Genomic DNA, 19918 nt, shown 5'->3' with positions numbered 1-19918 from the left:
TCTTTTCGCCCGACGGTGAACTGGAGCTGACAAGAGACTCGCCTGCTCTAGCTCTCGGCGCGCAGGTATATTTTACTCTCTCCCCTGCGCGGTCCAGCCTATGCTATAATATACCGGCATGGGTTTAGCAAAGGGGGATTTTAAGCTATGCAATGGCTCCATTGGCGGTGGCCAGTGCTAGTAACGTCATTTATATTGGCTTTAGCATTGTTGTGGGGAGGACAATGGGCTTATAGTCACTACGCCTTTCATTACTCGTTAAAAGAAGTTATGCAGCACGAGCCCAACATTGCTGCCTATGAGGTTAAAGACGAGCCCGGGCGGTGGCTGGTAGAGATAAAGTTGAAAGGGGCACCGGCCGATCTTCCTACCTTCTACCGTCGCCTGTCCCGGGAGGTGGGACAAGCAATGGGGCAAAAGCCCTTCGCTCTCCGGCTAGTCGATCAACGAGACAAAGTGCTGGAAGAGGTTTATTACCGGAGTCAGTTTCCTATTTACCAGGCGCTGGCTCAAGGGTGCTATACCGATATGGCTCGGGAGGTGCAGCGCTACGCTGCAGAGGCTGGAGTGCAAGCCCGTATGTACCTCGATGACCAGAATTTTTATTTGACCCTGGTGCGTGATAACCACTTTCTGGTGGCGGTTATCCCCCGGGCGGTAACGAAAGAAGGTGCTCCAAATGCCTTATAAACCTTATAAAGAAGTGGCTTTGGGGTTAGCGTCGGCGCTGATTATCTTTTTGGCAGCCAACGGGTACGATTTGTTGCCCCTGCTCTTCCTGGGTGGGGCGCTTGGGTTGCTCTTCTATTTTCTGCACTCCCGCGGCGCGGTTCGTAGTCTAGTGGTCAAGGGGGGCAAGGACGACGATACCATTACCTTTGCCGAAATCGGAGGGCAGCGGGCAGCCGTAGAGGAACTCAAAGAAGCGCTGGATTTTATCCGCCATTACCCACAGGCTCGACGCCTAGGGGTGCGCCCGCTTAAAGGGATTTTGCTTACCGGGCCACCCGGTACCGGTAAGACCTTGCTGGCCAAAGCCGCGGCTGGCTACACCGACTCAGTGTTTTTGGCCGCTAGCGGATCGGAGTTTGTAGAGATGTATGCCGGCGTGGGAGCGCAGCGGATAAGAAACCTCTTCCAGATGGCCCGGGAGAGGGCACAACAGAACGGCAAAAATCGGGCTATAATTTTTATCGACGAGATCGATGTTTTAGGGGGGAAGCGGGGCAAGGTTAACAGTCATCTGGAATATGACCAGACGCTCAACCAATTGTTAGTGGAAATGGACGGTATGAAAGGCGATGAGAAGGTAAACATACTGGTTATAGCGGCTACCAACCGCGCGGATCTTTTGGACCCGGCCTTGCTGCGCCCGGGCCGTTTCGATCGTCAGGTGCGAGTGGACTTGCCAGATAAGGAAGGGCGTCTGGAAATTCTGCAATTGCACACTCGCAATAAACCCTTGGCCCCCGAAGTGGATCTGGAAGCGGTGGCCAAAGAGACTTTAGGCTTCTCCGGCGCTCATCTGGAAAGCCTGGCCAACGAAGCCGCTATTCTGGCCCTGCGTGAGGGGGCCAATTGCATAAGCCAGCGCCATTTCATGGAGGCTATCGAGCGCGTTATGCTGGGGGCCAGACTCGAGCGTAGGCCAGGGAAAGAGGAAATCTGGCGGGTGGCGGTGCATGAAACGGGGCACGCCATGGTGAGCGAGTGGATACGGCCAGGTTCTGTCACCACCTTGACCGTAACCCCAAGAGGAGGAGCTCTGGGCTACTTCCGGCAGCAATACGACGAGGACAGCTATCTGTACACCCAGGAACAATTGGAGGGGCGTCTGGCGGTGTTGCTGGCCGGGGCTATAGCGGAGGAAGTGGTTCTGGGTACCAGAAGCACCGGAGCGGCCAATGATTTTGAGCAGGCTACTCGAATAGCTGAGACCATGGTGCGGTCCGGCATGAGCCGCCTGGGAGTAGCTGGAAGCGCTGAGGTCCCGGAAGAATTACACCACGAACTCTTGAAAGAGATCTTCTCTCGCCAGGAGGAGCGAGTCAAGAATTATCTGGAGGGCAACCGTTCTCGGCTAATATCTATAGCCGAAAGATTGCTGGCAGAGGAGCGCCTGACCGGGGAGGTTTTCCGCGAGCTCTTCGCTCAGGAGCGAGTTCCTTCTACCTGCCAGCAGGAAAAAAGGGGAGGTAAAGCTAATAAGTGAAAAAGAGCGCAAGAATAAAAGGTGGGCTAGGAGCTAGATGAGGGCGGAGATTATCTTCACTGGTACCGAGTTGCTCTTAGGGCAAATAGTCAATACCCACGCCAAGTATCTGGGCGAGAAGCTAGCGGCCCTGGGTATAGAGGTTACCAGGCAAATCACTATCGGTGACGACTGGGAAAGCATTACCGGGGTGCTACGAGAAGCTTTGGAGCGGGCCGACCTGGTTATCATAACCGGGGGGCTGGGGCCTACCGAGGACGATCTTACCATGGGGGCAGTGGCCGAGGTGCGAGGAGTCCCCCTGGTGCTCAACCAAGAAGCCCTGGCGAGTATCGAGAAGTATTTCACTGCTCAGGGGCGTACTGTGCCCTCCAATGTAGTGAAAGAAGCTTACCTACCTGCCGGAGCGCAGCTTTTGCCGAATGATAATGGCACCGCACCCGGCTGCCTTTTGGAAGTGAATGGCAAAATTTTGGTTGTCTTGCCAGGTCCGCCCAGGGAACTCCAGTTCATGTATGAGCGTTACGTCGAGCCCGTGTTACGCGCGAGGCTAGGCGAACGTAGCGAGACCCTCTTTTATCGCATTCTGAAACTCACTGGCATTTCCGAGTGCTCCGTTCAGGAGAAGTTGAAAGACCTGGCAGCCGCGAGCTCCAATCCCAAGATAGGGTATATCGTTAAGCCGGGGGAAGTGCATGTCCGAGTGGCCGCCACCGCTGCTTCCCCGGAGCAAGCTCAAGCGCTGGCTGAGGATCTGTTCCGTAAAGTCGAGGAACGAGTGAGCGATTATATTTTCGCCCGCGACGACGAGCAGATCGAAGAAGTAGTGGGTCGGCTACTCCGTAACCGGGGGCTTACGCTGGGGGTGGCGGAGTCGTGCACCGGTGGGCTGCTGGGTGGACGGTTAACCGAGGTGCCGGGGAGCTCGGATTATTTCTTGGGCGGCGTCATCTCCTACGCCAACGAAGTGAAAGAGCGGGTGCTGGGAGTGCCGGGTTCTACATTGCAGATGGTGGGAGCGGTTAGCTCAGAAACGGCCAAGGCTATGGCGGAAGGGGTGAGACGCCTGCTGGGGAGCTCGCTAGGGCTGAGCATTACGGGAATTGCTGGTCCTGGTGGCGCTACCCCTAGGAAGCCGATAGGGCTGGTGTACGTAGCTCTAGCCACCTCCACAGGTACCGAGGTAAAGCGCTTCGAATTTTCCGGGCACCGAGCGGCCGTGCGTCAGGGGGCGGTCAACGGGGCCCTCATGCTACTGCGCCGCCATTTGGAAAAAGAGGTTTAGCTGTCGGCACTTTAAAAAATCTTTTCCGTCGGCCTGTGGGGCAGGTGGCTTGTATTCTCTCGGGGGTATAATTTTTCTCGTTATGGCAAAAAAGCAGGCTCAGCGAAAGATCATTAAAGGAAAAAGTGGGGCTTTTTCTCCTAGGGCTACTGACGCTTGGAGCCTGGGAGGGCTTGCGATGAGTGGAGTGGCGTAGAGGCAGGCTGTGACTTTTAAGCGAAAGTAGTGTAAGAGGTAGGAGATGGCGAGAAGAGTGCGGGTAGAGCTCTTGGGTTGTGCAGTGGGGAATTCGAGCAGAGCGCACCTAGCATCTCTCGACGCGCAGAGGGCGTACAATTTCAGTAGGTGACGGAGGAGACTCATGAAGGAGGAGACCTCGCCCCTCACGGACAATTTTCATGGACTGAAAGGAGGAGCGAGGTCTCATGCACAGCCAACCTATTTCAGACATTCAACCTCTTGCGGACATAATCCTTCTTCTGGGGGAGAAAGTTAGCAAACTAATTACCGAATGCCGCGACTTCTACAAGCTCGAAGAAGAAGTGTACAAGCTCTCTCAAGAAGCTTGCGTGAAGATCTTCGCCTGGGCCCTCGAGGAAATAGACACCTGGCTCGTGAACGCCCGGGACAAGCGCACCTGGAAAGTGATAGGCTTTCGGGAAAGAACCGTAGTTAGCAGCTTTGGGGAATTCAAAGTAAAAAGGCGGCTTTACAGGAACAAAAAGACGGGAGAGGCCAGGTTTCTTCTTGACGAGGTTCTGGGCTGGCCGGAGAGGTCTAGATGCACGCCGCGTTTGAAGGAGATGGCGGTGAAGCTTGGGAGCGAAGTACCCTTCAGGCGGGCAGCGGAAATTCTCGGTTATTTTGTCCCTGGGATAAGCGCCATGGCGGTGTGGCAGGCCGTGCAGGAAGTAGGAGAAGCACTCAGGCAGGAGGGAGAGTCCAGGAGAGAAGCCGTTTTTGAGAAGGGAGAGACACCCGAAGGTAAAGAGAAGACCTCCAGGCTTTACATAGAGGCCGACGGGGTGGTGGTAAGGCTTCAAAGGAGCGAAGAGAAAAGGAAAGAGATCAAACTCTTCGTAGCTTACACAGGCAAAGAAGCGATTGGGGGTGGCCGGAAGGCTTTAAAGGACAAGCTGGTAACGAGCGGTGTAGGCGAAGGGGAGAGGATGTGGGAGGAAGTTTACTCTGGGGTAGCGAGCCGGTGGGACATGGGTCAGGTGAAGGAGATACACCTTGGGAGTGACGGGGCGGAGTGGGCCAAGCAGGGGGTAGATTACTTCCCTGGGGCGGTACACGTTTTGGACCCTTACCATTTGAACCGGCGGCTTATAGAGGCTTTTTGGCACGATGAGGAGGCCTATAGTGGGATCAGGCAGGCCATTTATCTGGGGGACTGGGAGAAGGTAGAAAAGATTTTGGGAGGAGTAGCAAGGAGAGTTCGCGGGGCTAAGAGGAGGAGAATAGAGAAGCTCTGGCAGTATCTCAAGGAGAACTGGTCGGGGATAGTTACCTCTTCTGCTGCCGAGCATCTGGGGGCCATAGAGGGGCAGGTACAGCACAACGTGGCGCGGCGGATGAAGCGGTTGGGAGCCAGCTGGACGGAGGCAGGAGCAGACAGGATGGCGCGGATTTTGTCGGCGCGGTCCAACGGGGAGCTAGAGAAGTACACTTCTCGTTGGCCGGTACTGCTGGCCAGGCAAGAACATTTGGCTCAAGCGGTGCGGTTGGAGGTAAAGCGGAAGATAGAGGAGGCGGGGAGTTGGCATAAAGCTGGGTTGCCGGCATTGAGAGGACCCTCTGCCGGAGCTCCATGGGTGAAGCATGTGTTGCGGGAACTAAGCCGGCCTAGCCTCAGTAGTTTGATCCCTTAATGGCGCAGGTACCGGGACTATCCTGGCGGCGAGGTTTCCATGAAGAGAAGTTTTCTCCCGAACCACCTACTAACTCTTGACGCGCACTCGACGCGCAGGGGGTATTTAGTTGCTGGTGCTCGATCTGGTAAAATAACTGGTGAAGGTGACAATAGGAGGTAGAATTTCTTTGAGTGACCGGCAAAAAATGCTTGAAAACGCCTTGACCCAGATCGAGCGCCAGTTTGGTAAAGGTGCCATTATGCGGCTAGGAGAAGCGGCCAGCCGCTTTCAAGTCGAGGTAATCCCCTCAGGGTCGATCGCTCTTGACGTGGCTCTGGGCATTGGGGGTTTTCCCCGAGGACGAGTAGTGGAAATCTTCGGCCCAGAATCTTCTGGCAAAACCACCGTGGCTTTGCACGCCGTGGCTGAAGCGCAAAAGCTGGCCGGGGTGGCAGCTTTCATCGATGCCGAACACGCCCTCGATCCTGTTTACGCCCAGCGGCTGGGGGTGGATGTAGATAACCTGTTGGTGTCCCAACCCGATACTGGTGAGCAGGCGCTGGAAATTGCTGAGGCGCTAGTGCGGAGCGGTGCGGTGGACATCATAGTGGTGGATAGCGTGGCTGCCCTTGTTCCTCGGGCGGAACTCGAAGGGGATATGGGTGACGCTCACGTAGGCCTGCAGGCTCGGCTCATGTCCCAAGCGTTACGTAAACTGACCGGGGTTATTGCCAAATCTAACACTACCGCTGTGTTCATCAATCAGATCCGGGAGAAGGTGGGTGGTTACGGCAATCCTGAAACCACTCCTGGAGGGCGAGCACTTAAATTCTATGCTTCCGTTCGCCTAGAGGTTCGCCGGGTAGAGGACATCAAACGGGGTTCCGAGCGGATTGGCACCCGCGTTCGGGCCAAAGTGGTGAAGAATAAATTGGCTCCGCCCTTCAAGCAGGCGGAGTTCGACATCCTCTTCGGTGAAGGCATCTCCCGCGAGGGAAGCTTGCTGGATGCGGCTCTGGCTACCAAGCTTATAACCAAGACCGGCTCCTGGTACTCTTACGGTGACATCCGGTTGGGGCAAGGACGAGAGAATGTGCGTGAGTACCTCAAAGAACACCCGGAGCTCTACCAGGAGTTAGAGCAAAAATTACGCCAGTTTCTTAAGAGCGGGCAATCCACTCCCATGGTGCTAGCCCCCCAGGACAGTTCCGAAGGGGAGGCCGAAGTAGGGAGCGAGACCTAAAGTTTTTCCCATCTGACGATATCTTTATCTAGCAAGTGCAGGGAGATAGTATCTCCCTGTTTGATTTTGCCTTCCGCGAATGAGGTGAAAATTTCCTGATGGTAGAAACGATCCTCCTCACCGCTTTCCCGCCGCACCACGATAATGCCGGGAGCTCGGCCCCACAGAAAGGTTACCCGTTCTTGTGTGAGAGGAGTGGAAGTGAGTTTGAGGGCCAGCAAGACTCCCGGAAGCAAGATAAGGGTGGCCAGGAAGGCAGCGATACACCAACTACGGGGCCACTGGGGGTGGGTCACAGCCAGAAAGGCTATACCCAAGGCCAGAACTATAGGCCAAACAAGCGTGGAAAAATAACTCATGCGGCGAAAATAGCGGCGCACCAAGTTTCCCTCCGTTTATCCCCAGGTCAGGACTCCCCCGGCCAACAAAATGTTAGTAACCTCATAGGCGTTGGTAGGGCGGCCCACCCGCAGCGAAGGCAACAGGCCAAAATGATTAAGGCAAGTGCCGCAAGCCAGTATCTGCACTCCTTTAGCTTCCAGATCGGCCAAGGCTTCTAGAGTCTCGGCATCCTCGCAAGCCAGTTTCACGCCGGAATTCATCAGTATTATACACCGAGGACGCTTTTCTTGCACCGCTAAAGTGTCTAATAAGATTTTTACCAGATTGCGTCCGAGCACGGCGTCATCGCGACCCAGGGTATCGGAGAGGATGAGCAGGGTCTGCACGGGTGAAGCTTCGGTTGGGGGGAAAACAGTTGCCGGGGTCTCCTTCGGTTCACTTGCCCCTTCCCGCTGTCCCCGCACTTGAAAATACCCTTCCTTGGTTTCCACCGTAACCTGAAAACCGCTTCTTTCAGCAAAACGTTTAACGTTTTCCACGGAGGCCTGGCTGTCTACCAGGACAATAAAAGCCGTGACCCCTTTATCAACCACTTCCTTAACCATAAGCACGGGTTGGGGGCAGGGTTTACCGCGGGCGTCGATTTCCTGCACAGGATCACCTCCAATTATTCCAGCTATTACGAAAGCTTAAGGTACCCCAGCTCTCTTGTCAATAGCCCGCCCAGGAAGGGATCGTGTCAACCTACTGTAGGAGTCTCGAGCCCCACTGTCCCCGGACCAGGACGAACTACCAAAGAAGATCGATGTTCCGGCTCAAAGCTTTGAGGGCTCTGGTTAATGACGTTACCGGACCCCGTAGAGCGGGAAGATTATCGAACACCTCACCCGATATTTTCCTTAGCCTCTGCCTCTCTTCCTCGACAGCTGCCTTATCGATCTCTAAAGCCTTTAAGCCCTCCTTCCGTCGGGCTACATATTGCTCCCGCAAGGAAACACCATTCGCCTTCGCCACCCGCAACCGGGCCATCCGGTCTACCCCACGAGCACTCCAGGCCATCGGTCGGGATGATAACCGTGCCGAGAAGAGATGACTTACGTGCGCCTCCGCACTTACCCCCAACTCCGCCCCGGGATAAAGCCGGTAGGCCATTATCCCCTCCCAGTTCCGCCGGATGTAACGTCGGCAATCCCGTACCGCTTCCTTCCGCGCAGGACTCGCCGCAGCTTTGCCCGCCCGCCGCAAAATCGCCTGTACCTTTACCTCATCACCCTCCCATAAGGCCGCCCAAATCTCTCTATAACCATCACTATCACGCCCCAAAGCAGCCACCAGGTACTTGTCCAGGTGAAAAAGATCTAAGACAAAGACGCTCCTCGGTAGAAACTCCAGCCCTTTCTTTATCCACCTGTCTCCGTCACCGCAGAGGTAAATCCGCTCCACAGAAGATAATTCGTACTGCTCCTCGATGTAGCTCAACACCTCGAACCACAGCTCATCCGTATCTGAGTAAAGCCCTCCCAAGTAATAAGGCCGCTTGAGTCTGTATCTGTCTTTCCCCACCTTCTCTTTCCCCTCGTGGATGTAAACCAGCCGGGGTAAGTACTTCTTCCCGTCCTGACCTGCTACGTGGTCTTCATCCGCCTCCACATAAAGAACCTTCCCCCGGCGCTTCTCCCCAGGCGGCTCGGGCAGTTCTTCCAGTGTAAAGTTGTGAATCACCTTCTTCACCGCTTCGCCGCTTAGCACAACCTCCCGATTGCCTCTCCCTACCCTCTCGCCACTCTTCCGGTAGGAAAGATCTACCGCTTCTTCTAAGGCTTGTGCTTTAACCAGAGGATCAACCCGTGCGTGCGGCCCGTAACCTACCAACCGATCTATCAGGTGCACCCGCTCCCCAGTCTCTTTGTGCCGGTAATAGGTTCGCTTATAGTTGACCAGACCGAAAAGGGTAAGTACTTCTTTGGGATCGTTTCGCCGCTCTACCCGCCAGCCGGGCCGCTTTTCCCGGTGCTCCCGAAGATAGGCGTCTTTCGCCTCTAAAACTTCCCTCAAAACCTCCTGTCCCAGGTTATTAAGCTCCTGCCAGAGCTTCTCCTCGAAGCTTAAAAAGTCGGTCCCTTCCTCCAGAACCTTCAACGTTAGCTCCGCTACCCTCTGGAACTTCTCCCAAATCTGCTTTATAATCTGCATAGAGACCTCACCCTCCTGAGTGGTTGTTTAAGCAACTACTCGTCCGTTGCAAGGACGGTGAGGTCTCTCTTCTTTCTCCCCTTCCTTAGCTCCTGCAAAATTCCTACAGTAACTTTACACTAACCCAGGAAGGTGCGCGTCAAGAGTTAGTAGGTGGTTCGGGAGAAAACTTCTCTTCATGGAAACCTCGCCGCCAAGATAGTCCCGGTACCTGCGCCATTAAGGGATCAAACTACTGAGGCTAGGCCGGCTTAGTTCCCGCAACACATGCTTCACCCATGGAGCTCCGGCAGAGGGTCCTCTCAATGCCGGCAACCCAGCTTTATGCCAACTCCCCGCCTCCTCTATCTTCCGCTTTACCTCCAACCGCACCGCCTGAGCCAAATGTTCTTGCCTGGCCAGCAGTACCGGCCAACGAGAAGTGTGCTTCCCGAGCACCCCGTTGGCTCGAGCAGCCAAAACCCGCGCCATCCTGTCTGCTCCTGCCTCCGTCCAGCTGGCTCCCAACCGCTTCATCCGCCGCGCCACGTTGTGCTGTACCTGCCCCTCTATGGCCCCCAGATGCTCCGCAACAGAAGAGGTAACTATCCCCGACCAGTTCTCCTTGAGATACTGCCAGAGCTTCTCTATTCTCCTCCTCTTAGCCCCGCGAACTCTCCTTGCTACTCCTCCCAAAATCTCTTCTACCTTCTCCCGGTCCCCCAGATAAATGGCCTGCCTGATCCCACTATAGGCCTCCTCATCGTGCCAAAAAGCCTCTATAAGCCGCCGGTTCAAATGGTAAGGGTCCAAAACGTGTACCGCCCCGGGGAAGTAATCTACCCCCTGCTTGGCCCACTCCGCCCCGTCGCTCCCAAGGTATATTTCCTTCACCTGGCCCATGTCCCACCGGCTCGCTACCCCAGAGTAAACTTCCTCCCACATCCTCTCCCCTTCGCCTACACCGCTCGTTACCAGCTTGTCCTTTAAAGCCTTCCGGCCACCCCCAATCGCTTCTTTGCCTGTGTAAGCTACGAAGAGTTTGACCTCTTTCCTTTTCTCTCCGCTCCTTTGAAGCCTTACCACCATCCCGTCGGCCTCTATGTAAAGCCTGGAGGTCTTCTCTTTACCTTCGGGTGTCTCTCCCTTCTCAAAAACGGCTTCTCTCCTGGACTCTCCCTCCTGCCTGAGTGCTTCTCCTGCTTCCTGCACGGCCTGCCACACCGCCATGGCGCTTATCCCAGGGACAAAATAACCGAGAATTTCCGCTGCCCGCCTGAAGGGTACTTCGCTCCCAAGCTTCACCGCCATCTCCTTCAAACGCGGCGTGCATCTAGACCTCTCCGGCCAGCCCAGAACCTCGTCAAGAAGAAACCTGGCCTCTCCCGTCTTTTTGTTCCTGTAAAGCCGCCTTTTTACTTTGAATTCCCCAAAGCTGCTAACTACGGTTCTTTCCCGAAAGCCTATCACTTCCAGGTGCGCTTGTCCCGGGCGTTCACGAGCCAGGTGTCTATTTCCTCGAGGGCCCAGGCGAAGATCTTCACGCAAGCTTCTTGAGAGAGCTTGTACACTTCTTCTTCGAGCTTGTAGAAGTCGCGGCATTCGGTAATTAGTTTGCTAACTTTCTCCCCCAGAAGAAGGATTATGTCCGCAAGAGGTTGAATGTCTGAAATAGGTTGACTGTGCATGAGACCTCGCTCCTCCTTTCAGTCCATGAAAATTGTCCGTGAGGGGCGAGGTCTCCTCCTTCATGAACCTCCTCCGTCACCTACTGAAATTGTACGCTCTCCCCAGGAAGCGAGCATCCCGCGTCCAGAACTCCAGTCTTTTGCCGCCGTTGCTCTGAATTCCCCTTAAGCTGGCGATCCGTTCCCTCCCTCTGCGTTTTGCCCGGCTGGAGAAGGATTTTACCCGCCTGCCAGAGTATTATGGAGGAGAAGATGCTAGCACACGAAGGAAGGGGCGTTGCTGAGATCTAATGTACAATAAAATCTTGGTGGCCGTGGACGGTTCGGAGAACTCACTGCGCGCAGTGCGCGAAGCTGGACGCTTGGCTGAGGGCAATCCGGAGGCCGAGATTATCCTCATCACTATTGTTCCTCCTATCGATTCCACCTTCGCCTATAGCACCTGGTTTACTCCCCAGGAAGTTCAAAGTCAAGAAAAAAAAGTTATCGATGCTTTATTGGCCCGGGCGGAGGAGATAATTAAAGAGGCCGAAGAGATTGCTAAAGAGGTGGCTAGCGGCACGGTGCGGAGCGTGGTCCAGGTGGGGGATCCGGCTCAAGCTCTGGTGGCCTATGCCGACAAGGAAAAATGCGATGTGATCGTGATGGGCAAGAGGGGAAGAGGGGTAATCCGCGAGCTCTTGCTGGGCAGCGTTAGCAACAAAGTCATTCATTTGGCTCCTTGCCCCGTGCTTCTGGTGCATTAACATTTTCGGGGGGAGCATAATGGTTAATTACATTAGCATTCAGCTGCCTTACATCAAGCCATGGATCCTGGTGCTCTTATTGCTCTGGTCGCTATTCTGGAAGGGATGGGCCTTGTGGCGGGCGGCACGCAACGATCATCGAGGCTGGTACGTGCTTTTGTTTCTGCTGCACACCCTGGGCATACTAGATATAATTTACCTTCTAGCATGGGGGCGGCGGCGCTCAGTGTGGAGTAGAAGATGGTGGTAGGCCAATTTTGAGCTGGTATGAGGGGCGATTATTCTAGACGTCAGGGGACCAAGCGCTTAAACACTCTTGATCTGGTAGCCCTGGCTTGGGGAGGCATGATTGGGACCGGCATCTTTCTGGCGGTTGGGATTCCCCTGCGCCTGGCGGGAGTGCTGTCGGTTCTGGTGTATCTTTGCGGCGGCTTGCTTATAACCGCGGTGGCAGCCATGCTGGCCGAAATGACCGCCTACCAACCTCACGATGGCGGTTATAGTTTTTACGTTCAGGAGTACCTGGGAAGATTCTGGGGCTTTCTGGTGGGATGGAATTATTGGGTGGCCAGCGTCTTTACATTGCTTACGGAAGTGACTGCGGCAGCGCTTTTAACTCGCTGGTGGCTTCCTTCTTTTCCCTTATGGCTGCTGGTGTCGCTCTATTCGGTTCTGGTGGTGGCGGTTACCTTGATGGGTTTGCGTAGCCTCAGTTTTTGGGAAAACCTCATGGCTTTTGCCAAGGCGGCTGGTCTGGCCGCCTTCGCCCTTTGGGGTCTGGTCACCCTGGCGCACGGCTTTCCAGGGGCTTGGCCCGTCACGCGCCAGGCGGTGTTGCCCGAAGGGTGGAGAGGTCTATTGGCTTCTTTCCCCGTAGTGCTTTATTGCTACGCTGCCCTTTCCATTGTAAGTTTGGCCGCTCCGCAAACCGCTCGCCCCTGCCTGGACGTGCCGCGCGCCGTGCTCCTGGCGGGATTAGGTTGCACTTTGCTTTATCTCCTGTGCGTGGTGGCGCTGATTGGTTTATTCCCTTGCGGCGAGGTGCCTATCAACGCCAGCCCGATGACGGTGGCATTGGCAACCCATGGCTGCACCTGGGCCAGTGATGCTATTAATGGGTTGATTCTGATAGCGGTGCTTTCGGTAATGCTGGCTTCCCTTTACGGTGCCAGCAGTATGCTGGCCTCTTTAGCCAGGCGTGGCGAGGCGCCGTCTTTTCTGGCCGAGTACAATTGGCGGGGCATCCCTTATCGCGCCGTTTGGGTTACGGCGGCTTTGCTGGCGGCAGGCATCACGCTTGCGTATTTTTTACCCCATCAGGTCTTCCGGTTGGTGGTTGCTAGTGCCAGTTTTCTCATTTTTCTAAATTGGATTCCCACAGTTGTGGCTTATATGGTCTTTAGGCGCCGCGTGCTGGCCTCGCGTCTACCCTTCAGGGTGCCTGCTTACCCGTTGCTCCCGTTGCTGGCGCTGTCACTTCTGCTCGCGGTGTTGCTGGCGGTGCCTCAAGTTCCTTCCCAATTACCCTCTTTCTACATCGGCTTGTCATTCACCGTTTTGTGGAGCGTGCTTTATTTTTCTTTCACTAAGCGTTAAGCTCTTGGGTATTGAGCTCGGGAAGAAAGGAGAAAGAATCAGCCATTTGAAACCGTAGCTCATCCGCTGGCGAAGCTTGCCTCTCAGCCATTTGAACTGGCTCGGGGGCGCACCCAGAAGTCAACCGGTCGCGTTGCATTGGGAATGCAGTTTCGGCTTCCACTGGAAGGGATAGGCAGCTTCCTTCCTGGGTCGCTCCTCATGCCCATCAATATTTTTGCCTCCAAGCCGTTTTTTTGTTGACAAGCAAAAGCTCTTCTGACTATAATCATGTTAGCTTCTTCTAACAGGGAGATGAGCGGTATGGAAATAGCCTATTCCCCAGCAGCGGAGGACTATCTGGAAGCTTTCTATCTTCTTTCCCTGCGGAAAAAAGTGGTGCGGGTGAAGGATGTGGCAGCGTATCTGGGCGTAAAAATGCCTTCGGTGGTGGCGGCGGTTAAGAGTCTATCCGAAAAAGGTTTGGTGCAGCAGGAGCGCTACGGCTACATTGAATTGACGCCTACCGGTTTGATGGTGGCCAGACAGGTTTACGAGCGTCATAAGGCTTGGTACTCCTTTCTCTCCGATGTTTTGGGTGTGGATCCGGTCACAGCGGAAAAGGACGCCTGCCGGTTGGAGCACTATGTTTCTCCCGCAACGCTGGAGCGTCTGCAGAAACTGGTAAGTTTCGTGCGGGAGTGCCCAAATGGTGCGCGTTTTATTGCCAATTTTAAAGAGTTTTCCACCACAGGCGAGCGTCCTGGAGTCTGCCCGGGATGTGGCACAGGCCAGAAGCTACTCTCCGAATTAAAAGCAGGTGAAAAGGGAAGAGTGGTTCGAGTGGGAGGGCAGGATATGTTGAAAAAGCGGCTCTTGGGTATGGGGTTGACGCCGGGAGAAGTCTTGTTGGTCAAGCGTGTAGCTCCTCTGGGCGATCCTATCGATGTGCAATTGCGTAACTACGACCTTTCCTTGCGTAAGGAAGAGGCCAAATTAATAGTGGTAGAGGTGGTATAACATGCTGCCCCTGACGGCAACTGTTCCTGGAAGTCGGGTTCGCATCGGTCAGATCATTGGGGGAAGGGGAATTCAGCACCGGCTTTATAACATGGGGTTGCGCCCCGGCACCGAGCTCTACATTATAGCCAACGGGGGCGGCGGTCCCATACTGGTCGCCACCGATGGTGGCGTTCGTTTTGGGTTGGGATGGGGCATGGCTCAGCGCATTTTGGTCGAGGAGATAAGGGAGGTAGCAGTGCATGAGTAAAAGCGCCGGCGTAATTGCTTTGGCTGGCAATCCCAACGTAGGAAAAACCTGTATTTTTAATGCTCTAACCGGTATGCGTCAGAAGGTCGGTAACTGGCCGGGAGTCACGGTGGAAAAGAAGGAAGGAGTATTTGTAATCGGAGATCAGGAAGTCATGGTAGTAGATCTCCCTGGCATTTATGGTCTGACTCCCTATTCGATTGATGAGAAAATTGCCCGCGATTTCTTGATAAAAGAAAAGCCAGGCGCGGTGGTGGCGGTGGTGGACACCACTAACCTGGAACGAAACCTGTACTTAGTTGTGGAGCTCCTGGAGTTGGGAGCCAATCTGGTTCTGGATCTTAACATGATCGACCGGATCGAAGGACAGGGCATCAAGATTAATAAGGAAAAGTTGAGCCAGGGCCTAGGAGGAGTGCCCATAGTTGAGACAGCCGCTCACAAGGGCTTCGGCATCGAAGCCATGAAGCAAGCCGTGCTGGAGGTTTTGCGGCGAGGGCGAAGCGGGGAGTTTAAAATTGACTACGGGCTTGATGCTGAAACCGTTATTAGCGAGTTGGCTGAGGTGCTGGAGGATAAGGCGCTCGCTTTGGGCTTTTCCCCTCGTTGGACCGCTATCAAGCTTCTAGAAGGGGATCCCGAAGTGCAGGAACTGGTGAAGCAGCGCGGCGGGGAAGAGACTTTGCAAATGGCGCGGCAGCTGGCCGCGGCGCTGGAAAAAAAGCTGGGCTCCGATCCGGAGACCTTTTTCGCCGAGCACCGCTACGGGTTTATTCGAGGTTTGGTGCGCCAGGCAGTCACTGCCACAGAGAAGGATTTGGTGGCGCGCCTATCGCTTTCCGACAAACTGGATCGCATTTTTACCTCTCGGGTCTTAGGAATCCCCATCTTTTTCTTGTTCATGTGGCTGGCTTTTCAGCTGGTTTTTAAGCTAGGAGCTCCTTTGGCTGATGGGATTGATAGCTTCATGGGATGGCTGGGCACCAGCGCTTCCGCCTGGCTGGGCCAGGTAGGAGCTCCGGAATGGGTGGCCTCTCTGGTGAGCGATGGAGTTATAGGCGGTGTAGGGGCAGTGCTGGTCTTTTTGCCCAACATTATGTTGCTTTTTCTGGTGCTCTCTTTCCTGGAAGACACGGGGTACATGGCTCGGGCGGCCTTCGTTATGGATCGGATCATGCACACTTTTGGTCTGCATGGTAAATCCTTCATTCCCATGTTGCTGGGTTTTGGCTGTAATGTTCCTGCTATTATGGCCACGCGTACGCTGGAAAGCGAAAAAGATCGTGTTCTAACTATTTTGGTTAACCCTCTAATGTCTTGTACCGCACGTTTGCCTATTTATGTCCTCTTCACCGGGGCTTTCTTCGCCGAGCGCTATCGGGGTACGGTGGTCTTTTCTCTGTATCTGCTGGGCATAGTCCTGGCCCTGTTGCTGGCCGTACTTTTTAAGTGCATCCTCTTTAAAGGGGCAGTCGCTCCTTTCATCATGGAGCTCCCGCCCTACAGGTTACCCTCGGTTAAAAGTCTTCTTTTGCACATGTGGGAGCGCAGCCGTATCTTTCTTGTCAAAGCGGGCACCATCATCTTTGCGGGCGTGGTGCTGGTGTGGTTATTGGCTTCTCTGCCCGTAGGGGTGGAGTATGGCAGTGCCGAGAGCTTAGTGGGGAGGTTAGGGGCTGTTTTTGCTCCTTTGCTCAAACCTGCCGGTTTCGGTGAGTACCAAGCAGCCGTGGCTTTGATTTTCGGCATTCTGGCCAAGGAAACTGTGGTGGGCACCTTAGGGACCCTCTATGGAGTGGGGCGGGAGGGCTTAGCGGGGGTCTTGCCTCAATACTTCACTCCGGCTTCGGCTTATGCCTTTATGGTCATGTCCCTGATTTATATCCCCTGCCTGGCATCCATTGCTGTTATTAAGCGAGAAGCGGGCTGGAAATGGGCCGCTTTCGCCGTCAGTTACTCGCTGGTTCTCGGCTGGTTGGTGGCTGTAATTTTCTACCAGGTACTTAGTCGCCTCTGGACTTAGTTAGCAAAATACTCCCTGCCGCGGCAGGGAGTATTTTGGGCCCCTTTAGTTAGAATATTCTAATAATATTAACGAGGTGATAAAATGTGCGTGGTGGTAGTGGGTGGTGATCGATTAGGACAGATTCCCGACCGCTTGGCCGACCGGGGGTTTCAGCAAATCGTGCACGTTACCGGACGCAAGGTGCGTGACGTTTGCTGCCAGATTCCCACGGAGGCTTGCTTAATTCTGGTGCTTACTGACTATGTCAATCACGCACTGGCAGAAAAGGTGCGTGAGGAAGCCAAGCGCAGAAAAGTGCCAGTGGTATTTGCTCGTCGTGCTTGGTCCACCATACACCGGGAGTTGGAACGGCTTTGCGTTTGATTGTTCTTTGAAAGGGGGCGAAGCGTTTGCGTAGCCGTACGACCATTCGTGGTATTTCTGGACCGCCTAAAGGGGAGAGCGCCATGGATTCTTCGTCCTGGATGTCTTCCTTCCTTGCGCTGCCACCTGCTCCTAAGGCAGCCGAGGAATTGCTTACCACTTTACTCGAGATGCTTCTCCATGCGGAACCGAAAGGAGGTGAAAAGTGATGGAAGGAAAGATTGCCATAGCTGCTCTGGGCGACTCGCCTGACGCCGCTTTTTCCCGCCATTTCGCCACGGCCACCCATTTTTTGATCTACGACACTGCCAGCGGCGATTTAGAAGCGGTGGAAAACCCGGCTCGCGATCTGCCGGCGGGCAGGGGAGTGGCCGTGGCCGACCTGCTTATCGGCAAGGGAGTAAAGGGGGTGGTTACTGGTTTGATCGGCCCCCGCCCTTTCGCTCGTTTGCAGGAAGCAGGTATTAAGGTCTACCCTGGGCCGCGCATCAAAGTGCAGGAGGTTATCAATGCCATCAAAGCGGAGCAATTATCTCCGCCCCTGGAGGCGCCCACGGAAGCTCCTCATGCCGGGGAGCACGGCGGCTGCCTAGAGTAGTATTTGGCTTGTGGGAGCCGGTTAGAGGAACACTTCTTCTACCCGGCTCCCTACAAGTAAAGATTGGGGGTTGAGTCTCTATGAGTTCTCGGCTGCTTCGCCGTTTGGCCCTAGTTCAGCTCCTACTTTTTTTGGCGTCTTGTTTTTTCTTCCTGCCCCTGCCCAAGGTGCAGGCGCAAGAGCTGAAACCGGGTGTGTTGGTGCTGGCCCACGGTGCCAATGATCCTAAATGGTTCACCCCGGTTTGGGAGTTAGTTTACGGCCTGCAGGAGCACCTGCCTTGGCCGGTGGAACTCGGTTTTCTGGAGGCCATTAACCCCGACATTCCTGAGGCGGTGGCCAAGCTCAATCATCAGGGAGTTAACCGCATTATCGCTGTACCCTTCTTCATTTCCACCTACTCCAACCACATCGAAGAAATTAAATACATCCTGGGATTGCGGAAAGATCTCCCCGATCCTGAGGAAAAGTTGGAGCGGGCCGAGCCGGCTGGAGAGGTGATCCTGACCCGGGCTCTGGACGACCATCCCCTCTTCGCTTCCCTCCTGACCCGGCTGGCCACGTCTCTGGTCCAGAATCCGGAGCAAGAGGTGGTGGTGCTGGCCGCCCACGGCAGCGACTCGGAAGAGGGGCAGGAGGGCTGGCGGCAAAACCTGGCCTCCTTGGGGGAACAGATGAAAGCCTCAAGTGGCGGCAAAATCAAAGAGGTTCTTTATGGCTTTATTTTCGAGGGCGCTTCTCCCTCGCTGGAAGAAACTGTGTCCCGGGTAATTTACGAAAAAAAGAAGACGGCCCTGGTGGTGCCGGTGATGATAAGCGAGGGGTACTTCACTGGGGTCAAAGTTCCCGGAATACTCAAAAAGTTCCCTCAGGATAAGTATCGCTACCCAGGTATCGGCCAGCGGGCCCTTCTCACTGCCGACAAAGAGATGGCTCGGCTGATCTTAGAGTGGCGAGCGGCCAACGAAATACAGCCTGCGCCTCAGATAGGCGAGGTGAAGCTCAACCTCGACCAGGCCTACGCTTTTGCTAAGAAGTGGCCTTGCTCCGCCCTGGCCTGGCGGGTGGCGGGCATAGCTTATCCCCGGCTACTCGGTGACCAAATGACCAGGGAAAGCTGGCAGGTGGTTTCCTTCCTGCCGCCGGAAGCAGGCTCCCGCCCGGTCTTCGAGGCGGTGGCCGAGAAGATTTACTATCTGGGTAGCTGGGCAGAAATTTTGCCCCCCAGTCCCACCTTCCTTATCACCGACCGGGCAACCGGGAAGACCACGCTGGTCCACGCTCGGCCTGAGCTCTTCGGCGGCGAGGATTTCTTCGCCCTGCGCAATAAGGTGGTAGGAGGGCGAGCTTCTCCCGCGGAGCAGGCCCTTTTGCAGAAGCGGCTGGTGCTTCTTCTGGAAAACCTTCTCACTCAACCGGACGAAGCTTTCGCCGTACGCCAGCTTGATCCTCTGCGGGTAAGGAAGGGACAGGAGCTTCTCTCTTTCCGCTACCCGGAACTCGCTTGGGAAGAAGGGAAGCTTTGCCTCTGCCGCACCTTCCTCTACCGGGGCTTGCAGGAAGCCTTCGCCGCGCTCTGGAAGGAAGGGGTGCCGGATCAGGGCAGCTTTACCGTGGAGACCAAGATAGGCACTCCCTGCGCCGCTGAATTTTTGGGACAGTTGGCCGGCGAGGGACGTTATCGGCAGATGGGCCCTCAGCGTCCACCTTTGCCCGAGGATTTCTACCTCCAGGTGCGAGACGGCCAAGGCCGGAGCGTGGCGGTTAAGCTGGCCAAGGGCACTATTCCACCGGAATTCTTTGCGCTACGGGACAAGATCAAGCAGGGTAAAGCCACCCAGGGAGAGTTGGTGCACTTCAATAACCTGCGCTCCGCCGCCATCCTGCGCCTGCTCACCGATCCCAAGACTCTGCAAGTGGAGAAGTTCGTACCGCCTGCAGCCGAGTTCAGGGACCTGGTCGGCCACTGGGCCGAGGGTGCCGTGGCCGAGCTGGCCGCGAAGGGGCTGGTCTCCGGCTACCCTGACGGTACTTTCAAACCTGATAAGCCCGTCACCCGGGCGGAGCTCGCTTCTCTCCTGAGCCGGGCGCTGAACCTTGCACCAGGAGAAGAGAAGCACCTGGAACTCTTTGCCGACCGGAATGAGTTGCCTTCCTGGTCCCGGGGGGCGGTGGCAGCTTGCGTCCGGGAAGCTCTGCTCCAGGGTTACCCAGCCGGAGAGCTCCGCGTTTTCTGCCCTGACCGGCAAGTTCCCCGGGTAGAGCTCGCCGTGGTTTTGAACCGCGTGGCCCGGAGCAAGGGGCTTACCGCCACTTCCGCTTCTTTGAGTTTCAAAGACCTGCGCGATATTCCCAGTTGGGCGGTTGTCGATGTGCAGCAGGCGAGCCAGATAGGGCTGGTGGCCGGCTACCCCGACGGCACTTTCAAGCCTGATAAGCCCGTCACGCGAGCCGAGGCTGCTGCTATGGTGTTGAGGCTCTTGGAGAAGTTACCTGCGACGGTGCAAAAGTAGGGGAGCAGAGGGAGCGGGGGGCCGGGAGC

The 19918-nt window shown here is 55.4% G+C and carries 17 protein-coding genes and 1 pseudogene; 14 read left to right on the top strand and 4 right to left on the bottom strand.

Annotated features, from left to right (window positions below; translation table 11 throughout):
- Positions 1-147: 147 nt before the first annotated feature.
- The 5 genes from ACTLLP_RS05225 to recA all read left to right on the top strand — a co-directional run bounded on the left by ACTLLP_RS05225 (position 148) and on the right by recA (position 6596).
- Positions 148-690, top strand: a complete 543-nt coding sequence (locus ACTLLP_RS05225; RefSeq protein WP_441057491.1) for a hypothetical protein — start codon at positions 148-150, stop codon at positions 688-690.
- Positions 680-2212, top strand: coding sequence for an AAA family ATPase (locus tag ACTLLP_RS05220; protein ID WP_441057488.1), 1533 nt, complete (start codon positions 680-682; stop codon positions 2210-2212). The genes ACTLLP_RS05225 and ACTLLP_RS05220 overlap by 11 nt, the downstream gene beginning before the upstream one ends.
- A 37-nt stretch (positions 2213-2249) precedes the next feature.
- Positions 2250-3497, top strand: a complete 1248-nt coding sequence (locus ACTLLP_RS05215; RefSeq protein ID WP_441057485.1) for a competence/damage-inducible protein A — start codon at positions 2250-2252, stop codon at positions 3495-3497.
- A 425-nt stretch (positions 3498-3922) separates the two neighbouring features.
- The gene (locus ACTLLP_RS05210; protein WP_441057482.1) at positions 3923-5371 is read left to right on the top strand and encodes an ISLre2 family transposase; all 1449 of its coding nucleotides are present in this window, start codon (positions 3923-3925) and stop codon (positions 5369-5371) included.
- 187 nt (positions 5372-5558) lie between these two features.
- Entirely contained in the window at positions 5559-6596 is a 1038-nt protein-coding gene (gene recA / locus ACTLLP_RS05205; RefSeq protein ID WP_441061652.1) for a recombinase RecA, read from the top strand.
- Here the strand turns inward: recA and ACTLLP_RS05200 are convergent.
- The 4 genes and pseudogenes from ACTLLP_RS05200 to ACTLLP_RS05185 form a co-directional block, all read right to left on the bottom strand.
- The gene (locus tag ACTLLP_RS05200) at positions 6593-6976 is read right to left on the bottom strand and encodes a hypothetical protein (RefSeq protein ID WP_441057479.1); all 384 of its coding nucleotides are present in this window, start codon (positions 6974-6976) and stop codon (positions 6593-6595) included. The two genes, recA and ACTLLP_RS05200, sit on opposite strands and share 4 nt — an antisense overlap.
- Positions 6977-6991: 15 nt before the next feature.
- Positions 6992-7591, bottom strand: a complete 600-nt coding sequence (yedF, locus tag ACTLLP_RS05195; protein WP_441057476.1) for a sulfurtransferase-like selenium metabolism protein YedF — start codon at positions 7589-7591, stop codon at positions 6992-6994.
- A 136-nt stretch (positions 7592-7727) separates the two neighbouring features.
- Entirely contained in the window at positions 7728-9131 is a 1404-nt protein-coding gene (locus ACTLLP_RS05190; RefSeq protein WP_441057473.1) for an ISLre2 family transposase, read from the bottom strand.
- A 219-nt stretch (positions 9132-9350) separates the two neighbouring features.
- Positions 9351-10798 (bottom strand): annotated as a pseudogene (locus ACTLLP_RS05185) (ISLre2 family transposase).
- 290 nt (positions 10799-11088) lie between these two features.
- Between ACTLLP_RS05185 and ACTLLP_RS05180 the strand changes: the two are divergent.
- From ACTLLP_RS05180 to ACTLLP_RS05140, 9 genes are all read left to right on the top strand, one after another.
- On the top strand, positions 11089-11544 hold the full coding sequence (locus tag ACTLLP_RS05180; RefSeq protein ID WP_441057470.1) for a universal stress protein: 456 nt from the start codon (positions 11089-11091) through the stop codon (positions 11542-11544).
- 19 nt (positions 11545-11563) lie between these two features.
- Positions 11564-11794 carry a DUF5652 family protein gene (locus ACTLLP_RS05175; protein ID WP_441057467.1) on the top strand — a complete coding sequence of 77 codons (231 nt, stop codon included), beginning with the start codon at positions 11564-11566 and terminating at the stop codon, positions 11792-11794.
- Between the two features lie 17 nt (positions 11795-11811).
- A complete protein-coding gene (locus tag ACTLLP_RS05170) occupies positions 11812-13140 on the top strand; it encodes an amino acid permease (RefSeq protein WP_441057464.1) in 1329 nt (442 codons plus the stop codon).
- A 303-nt stretch (positions 13141-13443) separates the two neighbouring features.
- Entirely contained in the window at positions 13444-14139 is a 696-nt protein-coding gene (locus ACTLLP_RS05165) for a metal-dependent transcriptional regulator (RefSeq protein ID WP_441057461.1), read from the top strand.
- Between the two features lies 1 nt (position 14140).
- Positions 14141-14389 carry a FeoA family protein gene (locus ACTLLP_RS05160; protein WP_441057458.1) on the top strand — a complete coding sequence of 83 codons (249 nt, stop codon included), beginning with the start codon at positions 14141-14143 and terminating at the stop codon, positions 14387-14389.
- Entirely contained in the window at positions 14382-16412 is a 2031-nt protein-coding gene (feoB, locus tag ACTLLP_RS05155; RefSeq protein WP_441061508.1) for a ferrous iron transport protein B, read from the top strand. Before ACTLLP_RS05160 ends, feoB begins: the two co-directional genes overlap by 8 nt.
- A gap of 84 nt (positions 16413-16496) precedes the next feature.
- Positions 16497-16778, top strand: a complete 282-nt coding sequence (locus tag ACTLLP_RS05150; protein WP_441061505.1) for a DUF2325 domain-containing protein — start codon at positions 16497-16499, stop codon at positions 16776-16778.
- Between the two features lie 208 nt (positions 16779-16986).
- A complete protein-coding gene (locus ACTLLP_RS05145) occupies positions 16987-17376 on the top strand; it encodes a NifB/NifX family molybdenum-iron cluster-binding protein (protein ID WP_441061502.1) in 390 nt (129 codons plus the stop codon).
- 80 nt (positions 17377-17456) lie between these two features.
- Positions 17457-19889 carry an S-layer homology domain-containing protein gene (locus tag ACTLLP_RS05140; RefSeq protein WP_441061499.1) on the top strand — a complete coding sequence of 811 codons (2433 nt, stop codon included), beginning with the start codon at positions 17457-17459 and terminating at the stop codon, positions 19887-19889.
- Positions 19890-19918 lie beyond the last annotated feature (29 nt).

Source organism: Desulfothermobacter acidiphilus, from assembly GCF_052073645.1.
GTDB classification, from domain to species: Bacteria; Bacillota; Desulfotomaculia; order Desulfotomaculales; family Ammonificaceae; genus Desulfothermobacter; species Desulfothermobacter acidiphilus.
This window is presented reverse-complemented; position numbering and strand designations above follow the sequence as displayed.